This window comes from Corallococcus sp. CA047B, from assembly GCF_003612065.1.
Lineage (GTDB): Bacteria > Myxococcota > Myxococcia > Myxococcales > Myxococcaceae > Corallococcus > Corallococcus praedator.
In genome coordinates, this window is sequence record NZ_RAWD01000068.1 from 1 (window position 1) to 21,233 (window position 21,233).

The following is a 21,233-nucleotide window of genomic DNA, read 5'->3' on the forward strand; positions in this document are numbered from 1 at the left end:
GCCGCGGCGGCGGGCGGGGCGGCGTTCGGGTCGACGATGTCGCTGATGCGTTTGACGACCGTCTTGCCGCTCATGTCCACGACCTTGAACTCCTCCTCCTCCGGGAGGTCGCCCGCGTCCTGCTGCTTCGCGTCGGGCTTGAAGCGCTTCTTCTCCACCGGCTCCTGGTTGCGGTAGTGGCGCAGGATGGCGTGCTCGATTTCACGGTCGCCCGCCACCATGGGTACCACCCGGGCGCGGCTGCGCGCCGCCACCTGGTCCAACGTGGCCAGGTCCGTGGGGTCCGACATCGCCAGGACCAGCGTCTTGCCGTTGTCCTTGAGCTGGACAGGGAAGACGCCCTTCTGCTCGGCGAGCGTCACGTCCACGCGGGACAGCGCGGCCGCGTCCTTCGTCAGGTTGCCCAGCTGCACGCGCGGCATTCCCAGCCCCTGGCAGATGGCCTGGGTGATGGTCTCCTCGGACGCCAGTCCCAGGTCCGAGACGACGCGAGACACGCGCCCACCCCACTGGTCCAGCGACGCGAGCGCGCTGCGCAGCTGCAGCTCGTCGATGACGCGCGCCTTGATGAGGATGTCCGCGATGCGATTCCGGGAAGGGGGAGCCATGGGGTGGGGATTCTAGCGTCTGATGGCGCGGACGCTCAGTCCACGTCATCGAACTGCCTCGCCAAGAGGCCAGGAGGCTGAAGATGCAGCCCTTCGCGGATGCCGCCACCCAGACGTGCCCGTACTGCGGTGAAGAGGTGGAAGTCGACGTGGACTCGCTGGGCGCCTCCGCCGAGGCCTACGTGGAGGACTGCCCCGTCTGCTGCCGGCCCTGGGAGGTGAAGGTCACCCGGGACGAGGACGGGCCCTCCGTCACCCTGGGCCGCGACGACGACTGAGCCTGCCGGCCCAGGGCTCCCCGGCCGGGGGGCAGGCGGCCAGGCCTGGAGGCCCCCAGGAGGCGCTCTGGGACGGCCGGGGCCGTTGCTTGACACGTTTCAAAGCATGGTTCTCTTGAGTCTTGTGAGGCGCTGACGGGCCCTCCTGAAACACCGAAGCCTGGGCCCGCCCGCCGCACTCAACAACGACCGTGAACCCGCACCACGTGCGTCCCCAGGGACGACACGCTCAGGAGAAGACCATGCTCAACCGCAATGCCTACAACGCCGCCGTCACGCTCCCCCTGCTGCGCGACTTCGACCTGCTCTTCCGCGAGCTGTCCTCGGCGTCCGCCAACACCCGCCCGGACATGGAGCACACGCTGACGCCCGCGGCCGACATCCTCGAGGCCGAGGCCGGCATCACGCTGCGCATCGACCTGCCCGGTCACGACGCGAAGGCCATCCAGGTGAAGGTGGAGAACAACGTGCTGACCGTGCGCTCCGAGCGCAAGGCGGAGGTCGTCGCGGAGGGCACCACGCTGCGCCGCCAGGAGCGTTCCACCGGCGTCTACGCGCGTCAGTTCCGCCTGCCCGACACGGTGGATGCCACCCGCGTGGAGGCCCGCTACGACAATGGCGTGCTGTCCCTCACCCTGCCGCGTCGCGAGGAGACCAAGCCCCGCGTCGTCGAGGTGAAGGTCCAGGGCTGATGCACGTGCATCACCCGACGCCACTCAGGGAGGCCGCTGTCCTCGCGAACGACGAGGTGCGGCGACTCCCGCCAGCATCAACCGACCCGAGGGCTTCCGCTGTGGGCCAGGCGGAAGCCCCCGTCCTTTACTTGCGGTTGGCGCTGGCGCCGAGCGCCATGGGCACCCGGAACAGCTCCAGCACCGCGTTCACGTCCAGGGGCTTGGCCAGGCACGCCACCGCACCGGCCTGCTTGGACTGCTCCACGACGTCCGGCGTGTGATTGCTCGTCATGGTGATGAGCCGCACGCCCTCCATCTGCTTGCGCGCACGGATGCGCTTGCAGACCTCGATGCCGTCGATGTCCGGCATGTTGATGTCCATGAGCATCCCGTGCGGCTTCTGCTCCGACACCAGCAGGAGCGCCTCCACGCCGCTCGTCGTCGTCTGGATCTCCACCTGGTTCGCGTAGGGCTTGAACGCGCGCTTGATGGCATCCAGCGTCTGTCGCTCGTCGTCGACAATCAGCAGGCGCACCGTGCTGCTGCCCAGCTCCTCGGGCACGGGCATCTGGTGGGTGACCAGGAAGGTGCGCAGGTCGGTCGAGCGCACCCGGCGGTGACCGCCCGGCGTGCGGAAGGCCATCAGGATGCCCCGGTCGATCCACTTGCTCACCGTCGACGGATCCACCTGAAGCAACCGACTGATGTCGTGCGTCGTGTAGAGCTGGTCCGTCATCGCCGTACTCCCCTCGGACTGCATCGTTCCACTTGCCATGGAAATAAACACCTACCTTGGATGCGGGGTTTGATCAACCCACCTACCTGCTGCGTTTATCAGGACTTCTCATCAGACCCACGGCGTCATCCCAACGGCCACTGGCACGGAGGCACAACTCCACCAACTCGCGGGCGGCTCCGTGACCGCCAACGTTCTGGGTAACGAAGTGCGCGTCCTGGCGCACCTCAGGAACCGCATCCGCCGGACAGGCGGAAAGCCCTGCGAGCGACATGGGGTCCAGGTCGTTGAGGTCATCGCCCATGTAGGCGCACGCTTCGGCGGGCACCTGGAGCTGGGCGAGCAGCTCATGCAGCGCCGGTCCCTTCTCCTTGCGGCCCTGGAACACGGCGGCCAGGCCCAGCTCGCGCCCGCGCGCCTCCACGATGCGGGAGGTGCGCGCGGTGAGGATGGCGGCGGGCAGCCCCACCAAGCGGGCCATCACCAGCGCATGGCCATCCTTCACGTTGAAGCGCTTCATCGCTTCGCCGTTGTCGCCGTAATACAGACCGCCGTCGGTGAGGACGCCATCCACGTCGAACACGAGCAGTCGCACGCGTGACGCACGGGACGTCAGCTCTTCCCTGCCCGGTTTGGAAGGCGCTTCCGTCTGCATGGCCTCCTCACCTTTCGCGTCCATCAACCGGCTTCGTGACCCAGCGCGCGACGGATGCTGAGCACATCTCGTACCACGTCCTCGAACATCTGTGGATTGAGCGAGCACGGACCGTCACACAGGGCACGGTCGGGGTCTTCGTGGACTTCTGTGAATAAAGCGTCAATCCCGGCGGCCGCGGCGCTCCGGGCCAGCAGTGAGACGAACTTGCGCTCACCGCCCGTCTTGCCGTCGCTGGAGCTGGGCAACTGCACGGCGTGGGTGGCGTCCATGCACACGACGAGGCCGGCTTCGCGCATCTGGGCGAGCCCCCGCATGTCGACCACCAGGTTGTTGTAGCCGAAGGAGGACCCCCGCTCGGTGACGAGGATGTTGGGGTTGCCCGTCTCCACGGCCTTTCGCGCCGAGTGGACGATGTCCTTGGGGGCCACGAACTGTCCCTTCTTCAAGTTCACCCCCCGGCCCGAGCGCGCCACCGCCTCCACCAGGTCCGTCTGCCGGCACAGGAAGGCAGGTATCTGGATGATATCCACGACTTCAGCGGCTGGCCCGACGTGGCTGGTTTCATGGACGTCCGTGAGCACGGGGACGCCCACCTCCCGCTTCACGCGGTCGAGGATTCTCAGACCTTCCCTCAAACCCGGTCCACGGAACGACTTGCCGCTGGTCCGGTTGGCTTTGTCATACGAGCACTTGAAGGCATACGGGACGCCCAGCCGGTCGGTGATTCCCTTGAGCAGGTGGGCGTGGCGCAGGGCCATCTCCTCGGACTCGATGCTGTCCGGGCCGGCGATGACGAAGAGCTTTTCGCCGGGACCGACCTTGTGACCGCACAGCTGGATGGAAGGCGTCGTGCTCATGCGCGCACCGGGGGGACGGGGGCCGCGCCGCGGGTGGAGTCCCGCTGGGCGAGCGCCGCGCCGATGAAACCGGAGAAGAGGGGGTGGGGAGCGAAGGGCTTGCTCTTGAACTCGGGGTGGAACTGGCAGCCGACGAAGTACGGATGGTCGGACAGCTCGATCATCTCCACCAGGTTCAGCTCCGGGTTGTGGCCGGAGATGACGAGCCCCGCCTCCTGGAGCCGGCCGCGGTAGGCGTTGTTCACCTCGTAGCGGTGCCGGTGGCGCTCCTGGATGGCGTCCTGCGCGTAGAGCTTGCGCGCGACGGTGCCGTCCTTCAGCGCGCACGCGTAGCTGCCCAGGCGCATGGTGCCGCCCTTGTCCTGCACCTTCACCTGGCTCTCCATCAGCGTCACCACCGGGTGGGCGGTGTGCTCGTCGAACTCCAGGCTGTTGGCGCCCTTCAAGCCCAGCACGGTGCGGCTGAACTCCACCACCGCCATCTGGAGGCCCAGGCAGATGCCGAAGAAGGGCAGCTTCTGTTCGCGCGCGTAGCGGACCGCGGCGATCTTCCCCTCCGTGCCGCGCACGCCGAAGCCGCCGGGCACGAGCACCGCGTCCACGCCCGCGAGCGTGGACTCCGGCCCCTGCGCCTCCACGTCCTGGCTGTCCACGAAGCGCAGCTTCACGCGCACGTCGTTGGCGATGCCGCCGTGGAGCAGGGACTCGTTGAGGCTCTTGTAGCTCTCCGTGAGGTTCACGTACTTGCCCACGATGGCGACGGTGACCTCACCGCGCGCGGGCTCGTAGATCTTCCGGACGATGGTCTCCCACTTCTCCAGGTGGGGCGCGCGGCTCCAGATGTTGAGCACCTCCGCCAGCCGCTCATCCAGGCCCTGGCGGTGCAGCTCCAGGGGCAGCTCGTAGATGCTGCGCACGTCGGGGGACGTGAACACGTTGCCGTTGTCCACGTTGCAGAACATGGCGATCTTGTCCTTCAGCTCGCGCGAAATCTCCCGGTCGGTGCGGCACAGGAGGAAGTCCGGCTGGATGCCGATTTCGCGCAGCTTCATCACCGAGTGCTGTGTGGGCTTGGTCTTCACCTCGCCCGCGGCGCCGATGTACGGCAAGAGCGTCAGGTGGATGTAGACCGCGTTCTGGCTGCCCACGTCGTAGCGCATCTGGCGGATGGCCTCGAGGAAGGGCAGCGATTCGATGTCGCCCACCGTGCCGCCGACCTCCACGATGACGACGTCCACGTCCTGCGAGGCCTGGCGGATGCTGGCCTTGATCTCGTCGGTGATGTGGGGAATCACCTGGACCGTCTTGCCCAGGTACTCACCGCGACGTTCCTTGGTGATGACCGCGTTGTAGATGCGGCCGGAGGTGAAGTTGTTGAGGCGGCTCATCCGGGCGTGGGTGAACCGCTCGTAGTGGCCCAGGTCCATGTCCGTCTCCCCACCGTCCTCGGTGACGAAGACCTCGCCGTGCTGGAAGGGGCTCATCGTGCCCGGATCCACGTTGATGTACGGATCCAGCTTGATGAGCGTGATGTCCAGCCCGCGGTTCTCCAGGAGGGCGCCAATGGATGCGGAGGCCAGTCCCTTCCCCAGCGAGCTGACCACGCCGCCCGTCACGAAGATGAACTTGGTTTTCTTGGAGCGCATGTCCCTTCCTGCCAAGGAGGCCAGGGGGCGTCAAATAATCTCTGCCGGGTGTCCGGCTGGCTGGCCCCGGGAGGCCGGCCCGCGTTTCACTGCGCGTCCCAACCGCCCGGCCGGGCGACCGCGAACTGCTGGGCGGACGGCTGCCCCACGCGGAAGCGGCGCAGGTCGCAACCTCTGCAACTCCAGCCTTCCCAGCCTTTCTTCACGACCTGATGGAGGCAGGCGTCGTAGTTGGGGCAGAAGAGGTTGCGCTGGTCGTCCACGGTCTCCTCGTCACGGAGGGCGGAAGGCAGGGGGATGGGACACGGCGTGATGGACACGGAGCTCTCCGATGGGCGACCACGGCAGTCGTGGATGGCGCTTCTCCCCCCGGGCGCCACGAACCGGCAGGCCGGGCGGACATTCCCAGGGGGTAGGGGGACAAAAAAAGTCGCCCCCGTCGGGAGACGAGGGCGACCGGTACCGCGGACGTCAACCACCGCCGGGAGACCCCTGGGCTAGCAGGAAACCGCGACGGAGGTAGACGCCTGATTCTTGCTGTCGATCAAGGCATCACCTCCTTTCTTGAGGCGCTTGAGATAATGCGCCCCCGGTTTTCGCGCCACGGGGACTGCGGGGTGGGTGGAGCTGGCTGGGGAACGACCGTTCAGGCGGCGACCACCTGGTGCTCCACGAGGCGGCGGTACAGGCCGTCCTGCGTCATGAGGCTGGCGTGGGTGCCACTCTGCACCACCCGGCCGGACTCCAGCACCAGCACCCGGTGGGCGTTGGCCACGGTGGACAGGCGGTGGGCGATGATGAGGGTGGTGCGCCCCCGCATCAGTCGCTCCAGGGCGTCCTTCACCAGGTGCTCGCTCTCCGCGTCCAGGGCGGAGGTGGCCTCGTCCAGCACGAGGATGCGCGGGTCCTTGAGCACGGCCCGGGCGATGGCGACGCGCTGCTTCTGGCCGCCGGACAGCTGCACGCCGCGCTCGCCCACCGCGGTCTGGTAGCCGTCCGGGAAGCGGCTGATGAAGTCGTGCGCGTGCGCGGCGCGGGCGGCGGCCTCCACCTGCGCGTCGGTGGCGTCCGGGCGGCCGTAGCGGATGTTGTCCCCGATGGAGCAGGAGAACAGCAGGGGCTCCTGGGCGACCATGCCCACGTGCCTGCGCAGCCAGCTGGGGTCGAGCGTGTCCAGCGCGCGGCCGTCCAGGAGCAGCCGGCCCTGCTGCGGGTCGTAGAAGCGCGACAGGAGGGCGGCGAGGGTGGACTTGCCGGCGCCGGAGGAGCCCACGACGGCGACGACCTCTCCGGCCTGGAGGGTGAGGTCGATGCCCTGGAGCACCTGCACGTCCGGGCGCGAGGGGTAGGCGAAGCGCACGTCCTGGAAGTCCACCCGGCCCTCGACGGTGGCGGGGCGCTCGCCCTCATCGACGGGGATGGCGGGCTGGCGGTCCATCAGCTCGAAGACGCGCTCGGCGGCGCCCGAGGCGCGCATGAAGTCCGCCCACAGGTCCGCCAGGGAGCCCAGGGACATGGCCACGAGCATCGTGTAGATGAGGAACGAGGTGAGGGCGCCCACGGTGAGCTGGCCATCCACCACCAGCCGGCCGCCGTACCAGAACACCGCCACCGCGGCGATGTAGCCCGCGCTGGAGACCCCGCCGATGAAGAGGGCGCTCTGGCGCACGCGGCTGCGGGCGACCTCGAAGGCGTTCTGCACGGTGTTTCCGTAGCGCGTCACCTCCGACGGCTCCGCCGCGAAGCTGCGCACGGTGCGCAGTCCGGACAGGCTCTCCTCGGCGACCTCGCCGGCCTTGGCCAGCGCGTCCTGCACCTGGCGCGCGAGGTGGCGCACGCGCCGTCCGTACATCACGCTGCCCACGGCGACGAGCGGGACGACGGCGAGCATCAGGAAGGTGAGCGAGGGCGAGGTGTAGAAGAGCAGCGCGATGCCGCCCAGCGCCTGCATGGCGTGGCGCAGGCCCATGGAGACGTTCACGCTCACGGTGTTCTGCAGGACGGTGGTGTCGGACGACAGGCGGCTGGTGAGCTCTCCGGTGCGGTGGGTGTCGAAGAAGGCCACCTCCTGGTTCATCAGCCCGCGGAAGAAGTCGCGGCGCAGGCGCATCACCACGCGCTCGCCGGAGACGCTGAAGAAGTAGGCGCGCAGCGCGGTGGCGATGCCCTGCACCAGGAAGACGGCCAGCATGACGAGCGCGGCCCGGTCGATGAGGGCGTGGTCCTTCCCGTTGAGGGCCTCGTCGATGAGGATGCGGATGCCCTGGGGGTAGACGAGGCTGGCGGCGCTGCTGAGCAGGAGGAAGACGGTGGCCAGCGCCAGCGTCGGAAGTTCGGGGCGCGCCAGGGACAGCAGGCGGCGCACGGTCACGCCCGGGGGGGGACGTCGGGAGGGCGGAGGGGTTTCAGGAGAAGGCACGGGCAGAGCCTACTGGAGTGTCGGCGGGCACGCAGCCTGGGAGGCGGATGCCGGGCCGAGATGCAGCCGGGGCAGCCGGGGTGCTATTCCGGAGCGGGGTCCCATCGCGAGGGAGCGGCCATGGAAAAGCGCGTCTTTGGCAACAGCAGGGTGAAGGTGCCTGTCCTGGGGCAGGGCACCTGGCAGATGGAGAACGATGACGCGCAGGACGCCATCCGCTCGCTGCGTGCGGGTCTGGACCTGGGCCTCACCCACCTGGACACCGCCGAGCTCTACGGCCAGGGCCGGGTGGAGGAGGAGCTGGTGTCGAAGGCCATCGAGGGCCGGCGCGACGAGGTGTTCCTCGTCTCCAAGGTGATGCCGTCCAACGCGACGCTGAAGGGCACGGTGGCGGCCTGCGAGCGCAGCCTGAAGCGGCTTCGCACGGACCGGCTGGACTGCTACCTGCTGCACTGGCCCGGCTCCCACCCGCTGGAAGACACGGTGAGGGCCTTCGAGCAGCTGGTGAAGGACGGGAAGATCCGCTCCTGGGGCGTGAGCAACTTCGCGGTGGATGAGCTGGAAGAGGCACTGCGAATCGCGGGGCCGGGGCGCATCGCGTGCAACCAGGTGCTGTATCACCTGGAGGAGCGCGCCATCGAACACACCGTCATCCCGTGGTGCGTGGCCGAGGGCGTGGCGGTGGTGGCCTACAGCCCGTTCGGCAACGGTCGGTTCCCGGCCCCCTCCAGCAAGGGGGGCAAGGTGCTGGCGTCCATCGCCCAGGCGCACGGCGTGTCGCCGTACCAGGTGGCGCTCCAGTTCCTCGTGCGCGGCGCGTCGATGTTCGCCATTCCCAAGGCCACGACGAAGGCCCACATGGAAGACAACGCGCGCGCGGCGTCGCTGAAGCTGACGGCGGAGGAGCTGAAGCGCATCGACGCGGCGTTCCCCCGGGGTGACGAACCCGACGAGCTGCCGAGCATCTGACGCGGGCCCTACCGCCGGGCGCGGAAGCTTCAGCCGCGCTCGCGCAGGAGGGCTTCCACGCGGGCCACGTCCTCCGGCACGTCCACCGCCACCGTGCGCCAGGACACCTGGGCGCAGCGGATGCGCAGGCCGTGCTCCAGGGCGCGCAGTTGCTCCAGCTTCTCCGCTTCCTCCAATGGGGTGGGGCTGAGCGTGGCGAGCTTCAGCAGGGTGTCCCGCCGGTAGCCGTAGAGGCCCAGGTGGGCGTGGCGGCGCACGGGGGGGCCGGGCTCGCGGACGTGGGGCACCGGGGCGCGGCTGAAGTAGAGCGCGTCGCCGTTGAGCGCGAGCACGGCCTTCACCACGTTCGGGTTCTCCAGTTCGTCCGGCTCCAGGGGGCGCACCAGCGTGCCCATGTGCACGGTGTCATCCCGGAAGAGGTCCGCGAGCACCTTGAGCGCGGCGGGGTCCACCAGCGGTTCGTCACCCTGCACGTTCACCCAGACGTCCACGTCCGGGCGGTCACGGGCCACCTCCGCGATGCGGTCCGTGCCGGTGGGACAGGCGGGGCTGGTCATCACCGCCCGACCGCCGAAGCCCTCCACCACGTCGCGGATCCGCACGTCGTCGGTGGCCACCCACACCTCGTCGAAGGCGTGGGCCTCCTGACAGCGGCGCCAGACATGCTCGACCATGGGGCGGCCGGCGATGGGGGCGAGCGGCTTGCCAGGGAAGCGGGTGCTGGCATGGCGGGCGGGGATGACGGCCACGGTCCGGGAAGCGGGCATGGGGCGTCATCTATCAAACGTCCCGTCCCCGGGGGAAAGCGGCTGACGACCCTCCACCACTGGTCAGAAACGGGGGCGTGCCTAGCTTGCGCAGCGACATGAAGAAGGTCATCCACATCGTTGGCGCGCGTCCGAATTTCATGAAGGTGGCCCCGATTCACAAGGCCATCGCCGCGCGTACCTCCCTGCAGCAGTTGGTGATGCACACCGGCCAGCACTACGACGCGAAGATGAGCGACGTGTTCTTCGCCGACCTGGGCATGGCCGCCCCGGACATCCACCTGGGCATCGGCTCCGGCAGCCACGCCGAGCAGACCGCCAAGATGATGGTGGAGATGGAGAAGATCTTCCTCAAGGAGAAGCCGGACCTGGTGTCCGTGGTGGGTGACGTCAACAGCACCATCGCCGCCGCGCTCGTCACGTCCAAGCTGGCCATCCCGCTGTCCCACGTGGAAGCGGGCCTGCGCAGCTTCGAGCGGCACATGCCGGAGGAGATCAACCGCGTCGTCACCGACCGGCTCTCCGACATGCTGCTCACGCCGTCGCGCGACGCGGACGCGAACCTCCTGAAGGAGGGCATCGACCCGAAGCGCATCCATCTGGTGGGCAACGTGATGATCGACTCGCTCCTGTCGTCCAAGGAGAAGGCCGACCAGCTGCCCACGCTGAAGCAGCTGGGCCTCACGCCCCGGGCCTACGTCGTGGCGACGCTGCACCGGCCGTCCAACGTGGACAACCCGAAGCTGCTGGCGGGCCTGCTGTCCACGCTCATCCACGTGGCCAGGAAGGTCCCCGTGGTGTTCCCGGTGCACCCGCGCACGCGCAAGATGATCTCCGAGCAGGGCCATGGCCCGGAGCTGGAGAAGACGCCGGCCCTCAAGCTGGTGGACCCCATGGGCTACCTGGAGTTCCTGTCGCTGACGTCCCAGGCGCAGCTCGTGATGACGGACTCGGGCGGCCTCCAGGAGGAGACCACCGCGCTGGGCGTGCCGTGCCTCACCCTGCGCGAGGAGACCGAGCGTCCCGTCACCGTGGAGGTGGGCACCAACGAGGTGGTGGGCACCGACCCCGTGCGCATCCGCGAGGCGGCGGACCGCGTCCTGTCCGGCAACGTGAAGAAGGGCCGCGTGCCGGAGCTGTGGGACGGCCGCACCGGCGAGCGCATCGCGGACCTGTACGCGCGCGTGCTGGGCGTGGAGCAGAAGCGCGCCTTCGGGTGAGCTGAAGCGCTGTGCTTCCAGCAGTCAGGCCGCCGGGTGCTCGCGTCTTCGTGCGCGGGGGCCTGGCGGTTTTCGCGTTCCAAGCGTGCTAAGCGGCGCGGAACGTCATGCGTGAAGACGAAGACACCGCTCCGGCTGCCGCCACGGATGTGCCTGACGGCTACGTGGACATCCCGTTCGTCGTGGAGCCGAACTACGCGGGCTGGCGGTTGGACCGCTACCTCTGCGAGAAGATCCGCCGCATGGACCTGGAGCGCGTGCGCGGCATCATCCTGCGCGGCGTCCTGTGCGACGAGTACCGGCTCAAGCCCTCCACGCCCGTGTACCCGGGGCTGACGTTCCGCATCCGCCGCCCCGCGAGCCAGGAGCCCGCGACGCCCACCGCGCTGCCCGTCGTCTTCACCGATGACTGGCTGCTGGTGCTCGACAAGCCGGCGGGGCTGCCCATCCACCCCACCGCGCGCTACCACAAGGGCACCCTGGTCACGCTGTTGCGCGAGCGCTTCGGGGAGCGCTTCGCGGAGCCCGCGCACCGGCTGGACCGCGAGACGAGCGGGCTGGTCGTGTGTGGCCGCACCACGGAGTCGTGCCGCCTGCTGGGCGGGCTGTTCCTGTCGCGCGACGTGCACAAGGAATACCTCGCGCTGTGCGAGGGCCATCCCTCCGAGGACACCTTCGTCGTGGATGCGCCCATCGCGGAGGGCACGGACCTGATCCGCATCGCCGTGCGCATCGACCCGGTGCTGGGCAAACCCAGCCGCACGCGCTTCCAGGTGCTCCAGCGCTTCGTGCATGACGGCGCGCCGTTCGCGCTGTTGCGCTGCTTTCCGGAGACGGGACGGCAGCATCAGATCCGCATCCACCTCCACGTCGCGGGCTTCCCGCTGGTGGGGGACAAGATGTACGGGCCGGACCCGGGCTACTTCGACCGCTTCAGCAAGCACACCCTGGAGCCCGAGGCGTGGGTGCGGCTGCGGCTGCCCCGGCATGCGCTCCACGCGGAGCGCATCACGTTCCCGCACCCGGGCACCGGCGAGCCCGTCACCTTCGTCTCGCCGCTGCCTCAGGACCTGGTGGACTTCATCGCCGGGAAGACCCCGGCCCCTTCGCCCTGAAACCGGACTCAGGCGCTCAGGCGCTCAGCTTGGCGTCCGAGTCCCGGGACAGCTTCTCCGTGAGGTACTGCCCGGAGAAGCACGCGGTGCAGTAGGTGCTCCGCTTCGGGTCCTCCACCGCGGCGCCCAGGCCCTCCAGCGACAGGTAGCCCAGGGAGTCCGCCGTGACGTACTTCGCGATCTCCTCCGTGCTGTGGCTGGCGGCGATGAGCTCCGTGCGGCTGGGCGTGTCGATGCCGTAGTAGCAGGGCCACTGCGTGGGCGGCGACGAGATGCGCAGGTGCACGGACACGGCGCCCGCGGCCTTGAGCATCTTCACGATCTTCCGGCTGGTGGTGCCGCGCACGATGGAGTCGTCCACCACCACCACGCGCTTGCCCTTGAGGACGCTGCGCACGGCGGACAGCTTCAGCTTCACGCCGAAGTGGCGGATGGACTGCTGCGGTTCAATGAAGGTGCGGCCCACGTAGTGGCTGCGGATGAGGCCCACGTCGTAGGGGATGCCGCTCGTCTGCGAGAAGCCGATGGCCGCGGGCACGCCGGAGTCCGGCACCGCGATGACCAGATCCGCGTCCGGCGCGGGCTGCTCGCGCGCCAACTGCATGCCCAGGCGCTTGCGCACTTCGTAGACGCTGGAGCCGAAGAGCACCGAGTCCGGCTTGGCGAAGTAGACGTGCTCGAAGATGCAGCGGCCCAGCCGGGGCGCGGGCTTGAAGGGCATGCTGGCGCGCAGCACCCCGTTCTCGATGACGATGAGTTCGCCGGGCTCCAGCTCGCGCACCACCTCCGCTTCGATGAGATCCAACGCGGTCGTCTCACTGGCGACGACGTACGCGCCTTCCTTCATCTTGCCCAGCACCAGCGGCCGGAAGCCGTGCGGGTCGCGCACCGCGATGAGCTTGTCCTCCGTGAGGAGCAGGATGCTGTAGGCACCCTCCACCTTGCGCAGGGACTCCACCAGCTTGGCTTCGAAGGTGGGCTGCTTGGAGCGGGCGAGGAGGTGCATCACCACCTCCGTGTCCGCGTCCGACTGGAAGAGCGCGCCTTCGGCTTCGAGCGCCGCCTTGAGCTCCGCCGCGTTCACGATGTTGCCGTTGTGCGCGATGGAGAACTGGCCGCCCGCCCACGCGACGAACAGCGGCTGGGCGTTCTTCAGCTGGCTGCCGCCCGCCGTGCTGTAGCGCACGTGGCCGATGGCGGCGTCTCCCGGCAGTCCCTCAATCACCGGCGCGGTGAAGATGTCCGCCACCAGCCCCATCTGCCGGTGCGTGCGCAGGGTGTGGCCGTCGGAGGCGACGATGCCTGCGGACTCCTGTCCGCGGTGCTGCAGGGCGTGCAACCCCAGGTACGTCAGGTTGGACGCCTCTCCGTGTCCCACGATTCCGAAGATGCCGCACATGGCGCGCTGCCTTACCCCTTTCGACCGCGAAGCGGAACAGGAACGCACGTCTTCACCGAAGGTATTCCACCTGTCGCAAGACGTCGGCTCTTGTAGGCCAGCCAGGGTGTCGCTGGCCGGAAAGGTAGGAGCCGTCCCGAAGTCCGGAGCGGTTAGGCTCCCTTCGGCATGTCTTCCTCCCGGCGCTCCATCCTTCGTGCCCTGCTGCCCTTCGCCTTGTTAACGGCGGGGGCTGCCTACGCGCTTGCCTCCTGGAATTGGTGCGGGCGCTGGGAGGAGCGCACGCCCGTGGTGCTGTCCCAGGTGCGGGGCGAAGGCGCCCTCCGAGCAGGCGCGGCGAAGGTGGCCCTGTCGCCGCCCTTCCCGGTGGTGGTGGCCGGCTACGCGCCACCCCGGCCCGAGGCGAGCCAGGCCGAAGTCCCCCTCCAGGCGCGAGCGGTGGTGCTGGAGGCCGGAAGTGCGCGCGTGGGCGTGGTGTCGCTGGAGCTGCTCTTCGTTACCCCGGAAATCGTGGCGCAGGTGCGCGAGCGCGCCGCGCGGGCGGGGGTGAGGGAGGTGCTGGTGGTGGCCACGCACACGCACTCCTCCTTTGGTGGCTACGACGCGCGGTGGGTGGCGCAGCTTTCCGGGACGGGGCGCTACGTGCCGGCGGCGGTGGATGCGGTGGTGGCGGGCGCGAGCGAGGCTCTGGAGAAGGCGGCCGCTTCGATGTCGGACGTCACGTTGGAGGTGGGAAGCGCGGCGGACGCGGGGCTCGTCAGCTCCCGCAGCGGTGGGCAGACCCCGGACGGCCAGCTCACGCGCGTGGTGCTGAAGGGTGCGAAGGCGCCGGTGGCGGAGGTGCTGGTGTTCGCCGCGCACGCCACGCTGATTCCCCGCAAGCGCGCGCTGGTGGATCCGGACTACCCGGGCCGGTTGAGCGCGCTGCGCGAGGCGGCGGGCAGCGGCGTGACGCTGTTCGTGCAGGGCAGCGAGGGCAACGCGTCCGTGGCCTTCTCCGAAGGGCAGGGCGCGGAGCGGGCCGCGGGCTTCGCGAGCCGGCTGTCGGCGCTGGCGGACGGGGCCGCTCCGGCGGCGGTGGAAGGCCCGGTGCGGCTGGCCTTCGCTCGGGTGCAGGCGGCGCTGCCCCGGCCGGATTCGTCCCGGCTGGTGCCCGCGTTCACCCGCGCGGCGGGGGACAACTTCCTGTGCGCGTCCTCGCCTCGGGAGACGGAGGTGGATGCGCTGGCGCTGGGGCCGCTGGAACTGCTGGCGATTCCAGGTGAGCCCACCACGGCGGCGGGACGGGCGCTGGTGACGCTCACGGGCGCGACGCACGTGCTGGGGCTCGCCAACGGCTACGTGGGCTACCTGGACACGGCGGAGCAGGTGCTCAGCGGACAGGGCGAGTCCCGGCGCCAGTACTTCGGTCCGACCCTGATGGAGCGCCTGGGCGCCGCGTCACGCGTGGCCTCCGGGACGGTGGGCTTCTCCGCTCCGGAGTGAGATGGCGGCCTGCCTTCTGACGCTCGGCTGCCCGCCTGCCCTGCGGACCTCCTGACGGACGGCCGTCGCGGGAAGCCCCGTCGCTCATGCAGGGCCCGCTGCCTACCTTGGTCCGCAGGGCAGCCCGACAGGGGAGGGGTATCGCATGAGGTGGCAAGGCGGACGTCGCAGCTCGAACATCGAGGACCGCCGGGGTTCAGGCTTCGGACGCCCGCTCGCGGTGGGCGGAGGCGCCGCGTCGCTGGTGGTGGCGCTGCTGGTGATGCTGCTGGGCGGAGATCCTTCCGACGTGCAGGTGGGCTCGCGCTCCCCGTATTCGGATCCGGCGACGGGCGGTTCGGGACGCCCGGTGGATCCGCAGCAGGAGGAGCTGAAGGACTTCGTATCCGTCGTCCTCGCGGACACCGAGGACACCTGGCCCGGCCTGCTGGAGCCGGTGGGCGTGCGCTACGTGCAGCCGAAACTGGTGCTCTTCTCGGACGCGGTGCAGTCCGCGTGCGGCGCGCAGCAGAGCGCGGTGGGGCCCTTCTATTGTCCGGGCGACCAGCGCGTGTACCTGGACCTGACCTTCTTCAACGAGCTGGAGAGCCGCTTCGGCGCGCCCGGTGACTTCGGCCGCGCGTACGTCGTCGCGCACGAGGTGGGGCACCACGTGCAGAACCTGCTGGGCACCTCCCAGAAGGTGCAGTCGCTGCGCCGCCGCACGAGCGAGGAGCAGGCCAACCAGCTCTCCGTGCTGACCGAGCTGCAGGCGGACTGCTTCGCCGGCATCTGGGCCCGCCACGCGCAGCAGGAACGCGACATGCTGGAGCCGGGCGACATCGAGGAGGGCCTGGGCGCGGCCAGCGCCGTGGGCGACGACACCCTCCAGAAGCGCGCCCGGGGCCACGTCGTCCCCGAGTCCTTCACCCACGGCTCCGCCGCGCAGCGCATGACCTGGTTCAAGCGGGGCCTGGAGCAGGGCACGCTGGAGGCCTGCGACACCTTCAACGCGCGTCGCTGAAAGACGGCCGAGGGCCCGTCCCCCGGAAGCACCGGGGGACAGCGGCCCGGCTCAACGCGCACGCGGGGGCCGTGAGGTGCCCGTGCCGTTGAGCGGCTGCTGGAGCTGGTACGTCCCATTCAGTGGCTGCTGGAGCTGATACGTCCCGTTCAGTGGCTGCTGGAGCTGGTAGGTGCCGTTGAGCGGTTGCTGGAGCTGGTAGGTGCCGTTCAGCGGCTGCTGGAGCTGATAGGTCCCGTTGAGGGGCTGCTGGAGTTCATAGGTCCCGTCGAGGGGCCTCTGGAACCCGGTGCCGGCGGGGGGCTGATACCAGTAATTGTCCCAGTAGGCGTCGTCACCCGGGGTGGTTGTCAGTGATTGCTGGGCATCCAGCTCCTGCGAGTCATTGCCCTGTGGGGCGACCGGCGCTTCGTCCTGCTGCGCCATCGCCGTCGTGGCCGCGCTGGACGCGAACGCCACCACCAGGGTCGCCAGGGTGCTTGCGCGCATGGGAATCCTCTTTTCCGTCGCGGGGAGAGTGAGGGCGGTGCCGCGACACCCTTGGAAGATGACCGCCCGGGTGGGGGCCGGGGACCCCGTGAAGGGGCCGGGAACGCCCGTCCGGCCGTCCGCTCCGGAGCCTTGCGTCACGCCCGCTCCGGACACATTCGAGGCGAAAGGCTTACCGCACGCGCGTGCTTTTTCCGCGTGACCAAAGGGGCGCTGCGTCAAAACACAAACGTGCAACTAATGCTTGTCGCCCGTGTGTCTTTGCTCCGAGCATGCCGCCTTCCCGCTGCTTCGCGGGCCCGGGTGTTTCCCCTGAGGGCCCCATGTGGAGCGGCTTCGCGGAGGAACGACATGCCCCGTTTGCAGTGGACCCGCGCTTCAAGCGCCGCCCTTCTGGCCCTGTTGGGGGCCCTTTCGCTGACCGCCTGCTCCGACGAGGAGGAGGTGCCGAGCCCGAAGCCGGACGCGGGCACCCAGACGGACGCGGGCACCGACGCCGGCACGGACGCCGGCCCTCCGGTGGACACGGGCATCGCGTGGGACGGCGGCGCCGCGGGGGACTTCTCCTGCGAGGGCAAGACGCAGACGACGCTGACGTTCACGCCGGGCCAGGAGGAACTGCTCCAGGACCAGGTGAACACGCTGGCCGAGTGCACCACCGTCCAGCTGGCGGCGGGCACGTTCACGTTCGAGAACGCCATCACCATCCGCCAGAATGGCATCACGATCGCGGGCGCGGGCAAGGGCGTGAAGGGCGAGGGCACGGGCACGGCGAACAGCACCGTGCTGGTGTTCACCACCGCCGCCGCGAACTCCAACGGCCTGGACGTGGTGGGCAAGCGCTTCGAGGTGCGTGACCTGGCGGTGTGGAACGCGAAGAAGGACGCGGTGCGCATCGAGTCCTCCACCGACGTCATCATGCGCCGCGTGCGCACCGAGTGGGCCAAGGTCAACGACGAGAACAACGGCAAGTACGGCCTGTACCCGGTGAAGTCGAAGTTCGTCGTCATCGAGGACTGCGAGGCCTACAACGCCGCGGACGCGGGCATCTACGTGGGCCAGACGGAGTACGCCGTCGTGCGCAACAACGTGGCGAAGCAGAACGTGGCCGGCATCGAAATCGAGAACACGAAGTACGCCTACGTGACGGGCAACCTCGCGGAGGACAACACCACGGGCCTCGTGGTGTTCGACCTGCCGGGCAACCCCATCAAGGGCACCGACATCCGGGTGCTGGACAACGTCATCATCAACAACAACCGGAACAACTTCGCGTCGGTGGCCGCCAGCAGCAGCACCGTGTCCCAGGTGCCGGCCGGCACGGGCACGTTCATCCTGGCGTCGCGCCGGGTGGAGCTGAAGGGCAATACCTGGGAGAACAACAACTCCCTGGACGTGGCGGTGCTGAGCGGCCTGTCCATCGAGCCGGACCCCACGCTGTGGGCGGCGGGTGGCCTGAACTTCGCGAGCGCGGACATCAACATCCACGGCAACACCTTCAAGGGTGGCAGCGGTGACCAGGTGGACAACGGCAGCCTGAGCGCGCAGCGCCGTCCGCTGGGCGCGCTGCTGGCGGCGCTCTACGCCTACGGCGAGACGCAGGGCGAGCTGCGGGTGGAGCACCTGCTGTGGGACGGCCTGGATCCGGTGGGTCACGACCCCAAGGAGATCAACCCCATCAACATCTGCTTCAAGGACAACGTGCTGCCCGCGGGCACCCGGAACGCCATCGTGAACATGAACCTGGCCGCGGCGGCCGAGTTCGCGACCGGCGGCAACCTGGTGGGCGCGTGGGGCCAGACGCGGCACTACGCCGCGAAGGGCACCGCGTTCGACTGCGCGGGCTTCTCTCCCGCGCTGACGATTGGCGACTTCATCAAGTAATCGCGGTCAGGGAGCGTGACACCCATGCGGACGTCGTTCGTGAAGCCCCGTCTCTCCGTGGTGCTGCTGGCCCTCGCGCTGGCCGCCTGCGGTTCATCCGACCCGGAAAAACCCGGGCCCCAGCCCGATGCGGGCACCTCCGTCCCGGATGCCGGAACGGAAGACGCGGGCGTCCCCGACTCGGGCACTCCCGATGCGGGGACGGTGGATGCCGGGGTGCCCGACGCGGGCGCTCCGGACGCGGGGCCTGACGACGCCGGTCCGCTGGCCATTCCCACCTCGCTGTCGGGCTTCGGGTTGTTCACCGGAAGCCCGGCGGCCGGGGGGCTGGTGCCGGTGGAGGGCAACGTGCCCTACACGTTGTCCACCGCGCTGTTCTCCGACTACTCGGTCAAGTCACGCACCCTGTACATCCCCCCCGGCAAGGTGGCGCACTACCAGCCGCTGGACGCGCTGGACCTGCCGGTGGGGACGCTCATCACCAAGACGTTCGCCTTCCCGGCGGACCTGCGGAAGCCGGACCAGGACGTGCGCTACATCGAGACGCGCGTCCTGGTGCGGCAGCCGTCCGGCTGGGAGGCGTGGCCCTACGTGTGGAACACGGAGCAGACGGAGGCCACGCAGGCGACCGGTGGTCGCTCCCGCGACGTGACGTTCATCGACCTGCAGGGCAACACCCAGTCGTTCAAGTACTCGGTGCCTTCCAAGAACCAGTGCCTGCAGTGCCACCACCTCCAGGACGAGAAGGGTGATCAGGTCATGCACCCCATCGGCGTGAAGGCGCGCTACCTGCACCACACGAACACGTATGGCGGCGTGGAGCGCGACCAGCTGGAGTACCTGGCGTCGCTGGGCAAGCTGGACGGGCTGCCGGCGGCAGCGCAGCTGCCGAAGGCGCCGGACGCGTTCAACCCGGCGGAGGCGGACCTGTCCACGCGGGCGCGCACGTACCTGGACATCAACTGCGCGCATTGCCACAACCCGAAGGGGACGGCGGGCATCACCAGCCAGTTGTTCCTGAACATCGACAACGCGAACCTGTTCACGCTGGGCGAGTGCAAGCGCCCGGGGTCCGCGGGCAGTGGCGTGGGCGGTGAGTTCGACATCGTCCCGGGCAACCACGCGGAGTCCATCCTCTGGTTCCGGCTGAACACGGAGGCGGACGGCAAGATGATGCCGCAGATCGGCCGCGTCATCCACCACGCGGAGGGCTCGCAGCTCATCGCGGATTGGATCGACTCGCTGCCGCCGAAGAGCTGCAAGTAGCTCAGGCCGTCGGCGACGGGGGCTGGGTCTCCTCCAGCCCCACGTTGCTGGACGCGCGGTTGTAGACGTCCAGGTCCAGCAGGCCCTCCTCGCGCGCGACGAGCACCGGCACCAGCATCTGCCCGGTGACGTTGGTGAGGGTGCGCATCATGTCCAGCACCCGGTCGATGGCGAGCAGGTAGCCCAGGCCTTCCAGCGGCAGGCCCGCGGCGCTCAGCACCACGGTGGTCATCACCACCGCCGTGCCCGGGACGCCCGCGGTGCCGAAGCTTCCCAGCACCGACGCCAGCAGGATGATGAAGAGCTGGGGCGCGGACAGCGACAGGCCGAAGTACTGCGCGATGAACAGCGACGTCATCGCCGGGTAGATGGCCCCGCAGCCGTCCATCTTGATGGTGGCGCCCAGGGGCACCGCGAACGCCGCGTAGTCGCGGTTGACGCCCAGGTTGTGGGTGACGCTGCGCAGGGCCACCGGCATGGACGCGAAGCTGGAGGAGCTGACGAACGCCACCTGCATGCCGGGCGCGGCGCCCCGGAAGAAGCGCAGCGGGTTGAGCCCGTGCGCGAGCAGCAGGCCCCCGTACACGAAGATGACGTGCAGCGCGCACGCCAGGTACAGCGTGAGGACGAAGGTGCCCAGGGGCAGGAGCCGCTCGAAGCCGTACGTGCCCACCAGCGCGGCGATGAGGCCGAAGGTGCCCAGCGGCGTCAGCTCCAGCACGAAGCGGGTGACCTGAATCATCGCGTCGCTGGCCTCGCCCACGAGCTCTCGCAGGCGCGCGGTGCGCTCTCCCAGCTTCACCAGCGCGAAGCCCACGAGGCCCGCGAAGAAGATGACCTGGAGCATCTTGCCCTCCGCCAGCGCGGCGAAGGGGTTGGTGGGCACCACGTCCAGCAGCACCTGCACCGGACCGGGCACCTGCCGGGGCTTGTAGTCGGTGGCCACCTGGAGCTGGCCCACGCCCACGCCCGGCTTCGTGAGGGCGGCGGTGCCCAGGCCCACGCCCACGGCCAACGCGGCGGTGAGGGCGAACCAGAGGAAGGTGCGGCCGCCCAGCTTCGCCATGCTCTTCTGGCCGCGCAGCGCGGACACCGCGTGGATGACGGCGAAGAAGACCAGCGGGGTGGCGATCATCCGGATGAGCTGGACGTAGAGCGTGCCCAGCGGCTGGAGCCAGAGGCCCGCCTTGTCGCCCAGCGCCCAACCCGCGAGGGCGCCCAGCACGAAGGCGCCCAGCACGCGCTGCCAGAAGGGGATGCGAAACCAGCGGGTCCAGGGATTCATCGCGGGACACCTCTCACGGCGTTGGACCGGGAGACCCTAACCGCCTTGCGTCCCACGCGCCGCTTCGTCGATTGACGCTTGTCAGAGGCGGCCCGTAACGTTTCGTGGAATCCAAAGCTCTCTTCGGATTCCTGGAGGCATTGCGATGAAGTTCACGAGCAGGGATGTGTCCGCGCTGCTGGCGGACGTCGAAGGAACGCAGGACCTGGTCGGCCACGCCTGTGGCTCGTCGATCATGAACGGCTTCGCCTTCACGTGGAACGGCACCAACTGGCAGGGCACCTACCACCCCCAGCTCCAGATGCCGAAGGGCGAGGACAGCGTCAGCTGCTAGAGCGAAGGGCTTCACCCTGTCCGGGGCGTGTCCCCCGAGCGCCCCGGATGACTCCCATGGATTGTCGCCCTGCCTCCGTCCCCGACTCGCACCGCCGCCCCGCCTGGGGCTGCACGGACGATGCGCCGCGACGGCATCCGG

21 protein-coding genes are annotated in these 21,233 nt (G+C 69.2%); 10 read left to right on the plus strand and 11 right to left on the minus strand.

Annotated features, from left to right (window positions below):
* The coding region (locus D7X74_RS13490; RefSeq protein ID WP_120533356.1) for a general secretion pathway protein GspE at positions 1–608 on the minus strand (608 nt) is incomplete at its 3' end.
* Positions 609–691: 83 nt separating this feature from the next.
* Here D7X74_RS13490 and D7X74_RS13495 point away from each other — a divergent pair.
* Together D7X74_RS13495 and D7X74_RS13500 are read left to right on the plus strand one after the other, a co-directional pair.
* Entirely contained in the window at positions 692–886 is a 195-nt protein-coding gene (locus D7X74_RS13495) for a CPXCG motif-containing cysteine-rich protein (RefSeq protein WP_120533357.1), read from the plus strand.
* Positions 887–1,128: 242 nt separating this feature from the next.
* Complete coding sequence (locus D7X74_RS13500) at positions 1,129–1,578, plus strand: Hsp20/alpha crystallin family protein (protein WP_120533358.1); 450 nt, start codon at positions 1,129–1,131, stop codon at positions 1,576–1,578.
* A 127-nt stretch (positions 1,579–1,705) separates the two neighbouring features.
* Here D7X74_RS13500 and D7X74_RS13505 read toward each other — a convergent pair whose 3' ends face one another.
* The 6 genes from D7X74_RS13505 to D7X74_RS13530 form a co-directional block, all read right to left on the minus strand.
* Positions 1,706–2,335 carry a response regulator gene (locus D7X74_RS13505; protein ID WP_120533359.1) on the minus strand — a complete coding sequence of 210 codons (630 nt, stop codon included), beginning with the start codon at positions 2,333–2,335 and terminating at the stop codon, positions 1,706–1,708.
* 43 nt (positions 2,336–2,378) lie between these two features.
* A complete protein-coding gene (locus D7X74_RS13510) occupies positions 2,379–2,951 on the minus strand; it encodes an HAD family hydrolase (RefSeq protein ID WP_199732769.1) in 573 nt (190 codons plus the stop codon).
* Between the two features lie 23 nt (positions 2,952–2,974).
* Positions 2,975–3,811 carry a 3-deoxy-8-phosphooctulonate synthase gene (kdsA, locus tag D7X74_RS13515; protein ID WP_120533361.1) on the minus strand — a complete coding sequence of 279 codons (837 nt, stop codon included), beginning with the start codon at positions 3,809–3,811 and terminating at the stop codon, positions 2,975–2,977.
* Complete coding sequence (locus tag D7X74_RS13520) at positions 3,808–5,457, minus strand: CTP synthase (RefSeq protein WP_120533362.1); 1,650 nt, start codon at positions 5,455–5,457, stop codon at positions 3,808–3,810. The genes kdsA and D7X74_RS13520 overlap by 4 nt, the downstream gene beginning before the upstream one ends.
* 86 nt (positions 5,458–5,543) lie before the next feature.
* Positions 5,544–5,777, minus strand: coding sequence for a hypothetical protein (locus tag D7X74_RS13525; RefSeq protein ID WP_120533363.1), 234 nt, complete (start codon positions 5,775–5,777; stop codon positions 5,544–5,546).
* A gap of 326 nt (positions 5,778–6,103) precedes the next feature.
* Positions 6,104–7,828 carry an ABC transporter ATP-binding protein gene (locus D7X74_RS13530; RefSeq protein WP_120533364.1) on the minus strand — a complete coding sequence of 575 codons (1,725 nt, stop codon included), beginning with the start codon at positions 7,826–7,828 and terminating at the stop codon, positions 6,104–6,106.
* Between the two features lie 168 nt (positions 7,829–7,996).
* Between D7X74_RS13530 and D7X74_RS13535 the strand changes: the two genes are divergently transcribed.
* Positions 7,997–8,845, plus strand: a complete 849-nt coding sequence (locus tag D7X74_RS13535) for an aldo/keto reductase (RefSeq protein WP_120533365.1) — start codon at positions 7,997–7,999, stop codon at positions 8,843–8,845.
* A 29-nt stretch (positions 8,846–8,874) separates the two neighbouring features.
* On the opposite strand, the gene kdsB is transcribed toward D7X74_RS13535, so the two are convergent.
* A complete protein-coding gene (gene kdsB, locus D7X74_RS13540; RefSeq protein ID WP_120533366.1) occupies positions 8,875–9,612 on the minus strand; it encodes a 3-deoxy-manno-octulosonate cytidylyltransferase in 738 nt (245 codons plus the stop codon).
* A gap of 98 nt (positions 9,613–9,710) precedes the next feature.
* Here kdsB and wecB point away from each other — a divergent pair, with 98 nt between their 5' ends.
* Together wecB and D7X74_RS13550 are read left to right on the plus strand one after the other, a co-directional pair.
* On the plus strand, positions 9,711–10,832 hold the full coding sequence (gene wecB / locus D7X74_RS13545) for a non-hydrolyzing UDP-N-acetylglucosamine 2-epimerase (RefSeq protein WP_120533367.1): 1,122 nt from the start codon (positions 9,711–9,713) through the stop codon (positions 10,830–10,832).
* A 107-nt stretch (positions 10,833–10,939) separates the two neighbouring features.
* Entirely contained in the window at positions 10,940–11,947 is a 1,008-nt protein-coding gene (locus D7X74_RS13550) for an RluA family pseudouridine synthase (RefSeq protein ID WP_120533368.1), read from the plus strand.
* A 16-nt stretch (positions 11,948–11,963) separates the two neighbouring features.
* Here the strand turns inward: D7X74_RS13550 and purF are convergent, their stop codons facing one another.
* Positions 11,964–13,346: an amidophosphoribosyltransferase gene (purF, locus tag D7X74_RS13555; RefSeq protein WP_233602089.1), complete on the minus strand. Its 1,383-nt coding sequence runs from the start codon at positions 13,344–13,346 to the stop codon at positions 11,964–11,966.
* Between the two features lie 168 nt (positions 13,347–13,514).
* Between purF and D7X74_RS13560 the strand changes: the two genes are divergently transcribed.
* Together D7X74_RS13560 and D7X74_RS13565 are read left to right on the plus strand one after the other, a co-directional pair.
* Positions 13,515–14,831 (plus strand): neutral/alkaline non-lysosomal ceramidase N-terminal domain-containing protein, encoded by a 1,317-nt coding sequence (locus tag D7X74_RS13560; RefSeq protein WP_120533370.1) that lies wholly within the window; start codon positions 13,515–13,517, stop codon positions 14,829–14,831.
* Between the two features lie 145 nt (positions 14,832–14,976).
* Positions 14,977–15,834, plus strand: a complete 858-nt coding sequence (locus D7X74_RS13565) for a neutral zinc metallopeptidase (protein WP_120533371.1) — start codon at positions 14,977–14,979, stop codon at positions 15,832–15,834.
* Between the two features lie 51 nt (positions 15,835–15,885).
* On the opposite strand, the gene D7X74_RS13570 is transcribed toward D7X74_RS13565, so the two are convergent.
* On the minus strand, positions 15,886–16,323 hold the full coding sequence (locus tag D7X74_RS13570; protein WP_120533372.1) for a hypothetical protein: 438 nt from the start codon (positions 16,321–16,323) through the stop codon (positions 15,886–15,888).
* A 351-nt stretch (positions 16,324–16,674) separates the two neighbouring features.
* Between D7X74_RS13570 and D7X74_RS13575 the strand changes: the two genes are divergently transcribed.
* Positions 16,675–18,207 carry a parallel beta-helix domain-containing protein gene (locus tag D7X74_RS13575; protein ID WP_120533373.1) on the plus strand — a complete coding sequence of 511 codons (1,533 nt, stop codon included), beginning with the start codon at positions 16,675–16,677 and terminating at the stop codon, positions 18,205–18,207.
* Positions 18,208–18,231: 24 nt separating this feature from the next.
* On the plus strand, positions 18,232–19,473 hold the full coding sequence (locus D7X74_RS13580) for an SO2930 family diheme c-type cytochrome (RefSeq protein ID WP_120533374.1): 1,242 nt from the start codon (positions 18,232–18,234) through the stop codon (positions 19,471–19,473).
* Position 19,474: 1 nt separating this feature from the next.
* Here D7X74_RS13580 and D7X74_RS13585 read toward each other — a convergent pair whose 3' ends face one another.
* On the minus strand, positions 19,475–20,758 hold the full coding sequence (locus tag D7X74_RS13585; protein ID WP_120533375.1) for a dicarboxylate/amino acid:cation symporter: 1,284 nt from the start codon (positions 20,756–20,758) through the stop codon (positions 19,475–19,477).
* Between the two features lie 145 nt (positions 20,759–20,903).
* Here D7X74_RS13585 and D7X74_RS13590 point away from each other — a divergent pair, with 145 nt between their 5' ends.
* Positions 20,904–21,092 (plus strand): hypothetical protein, encoded by a 189-nt coding sequence (locus D7X74_RS13590; protein ID WP_120533376.1) that lies wholly within the window; start codon positions 20,904–20,906, stop codon positions 21,090–21,092.
* Positions 21,093–21,233: the final 141 nt, after the last annotated feature.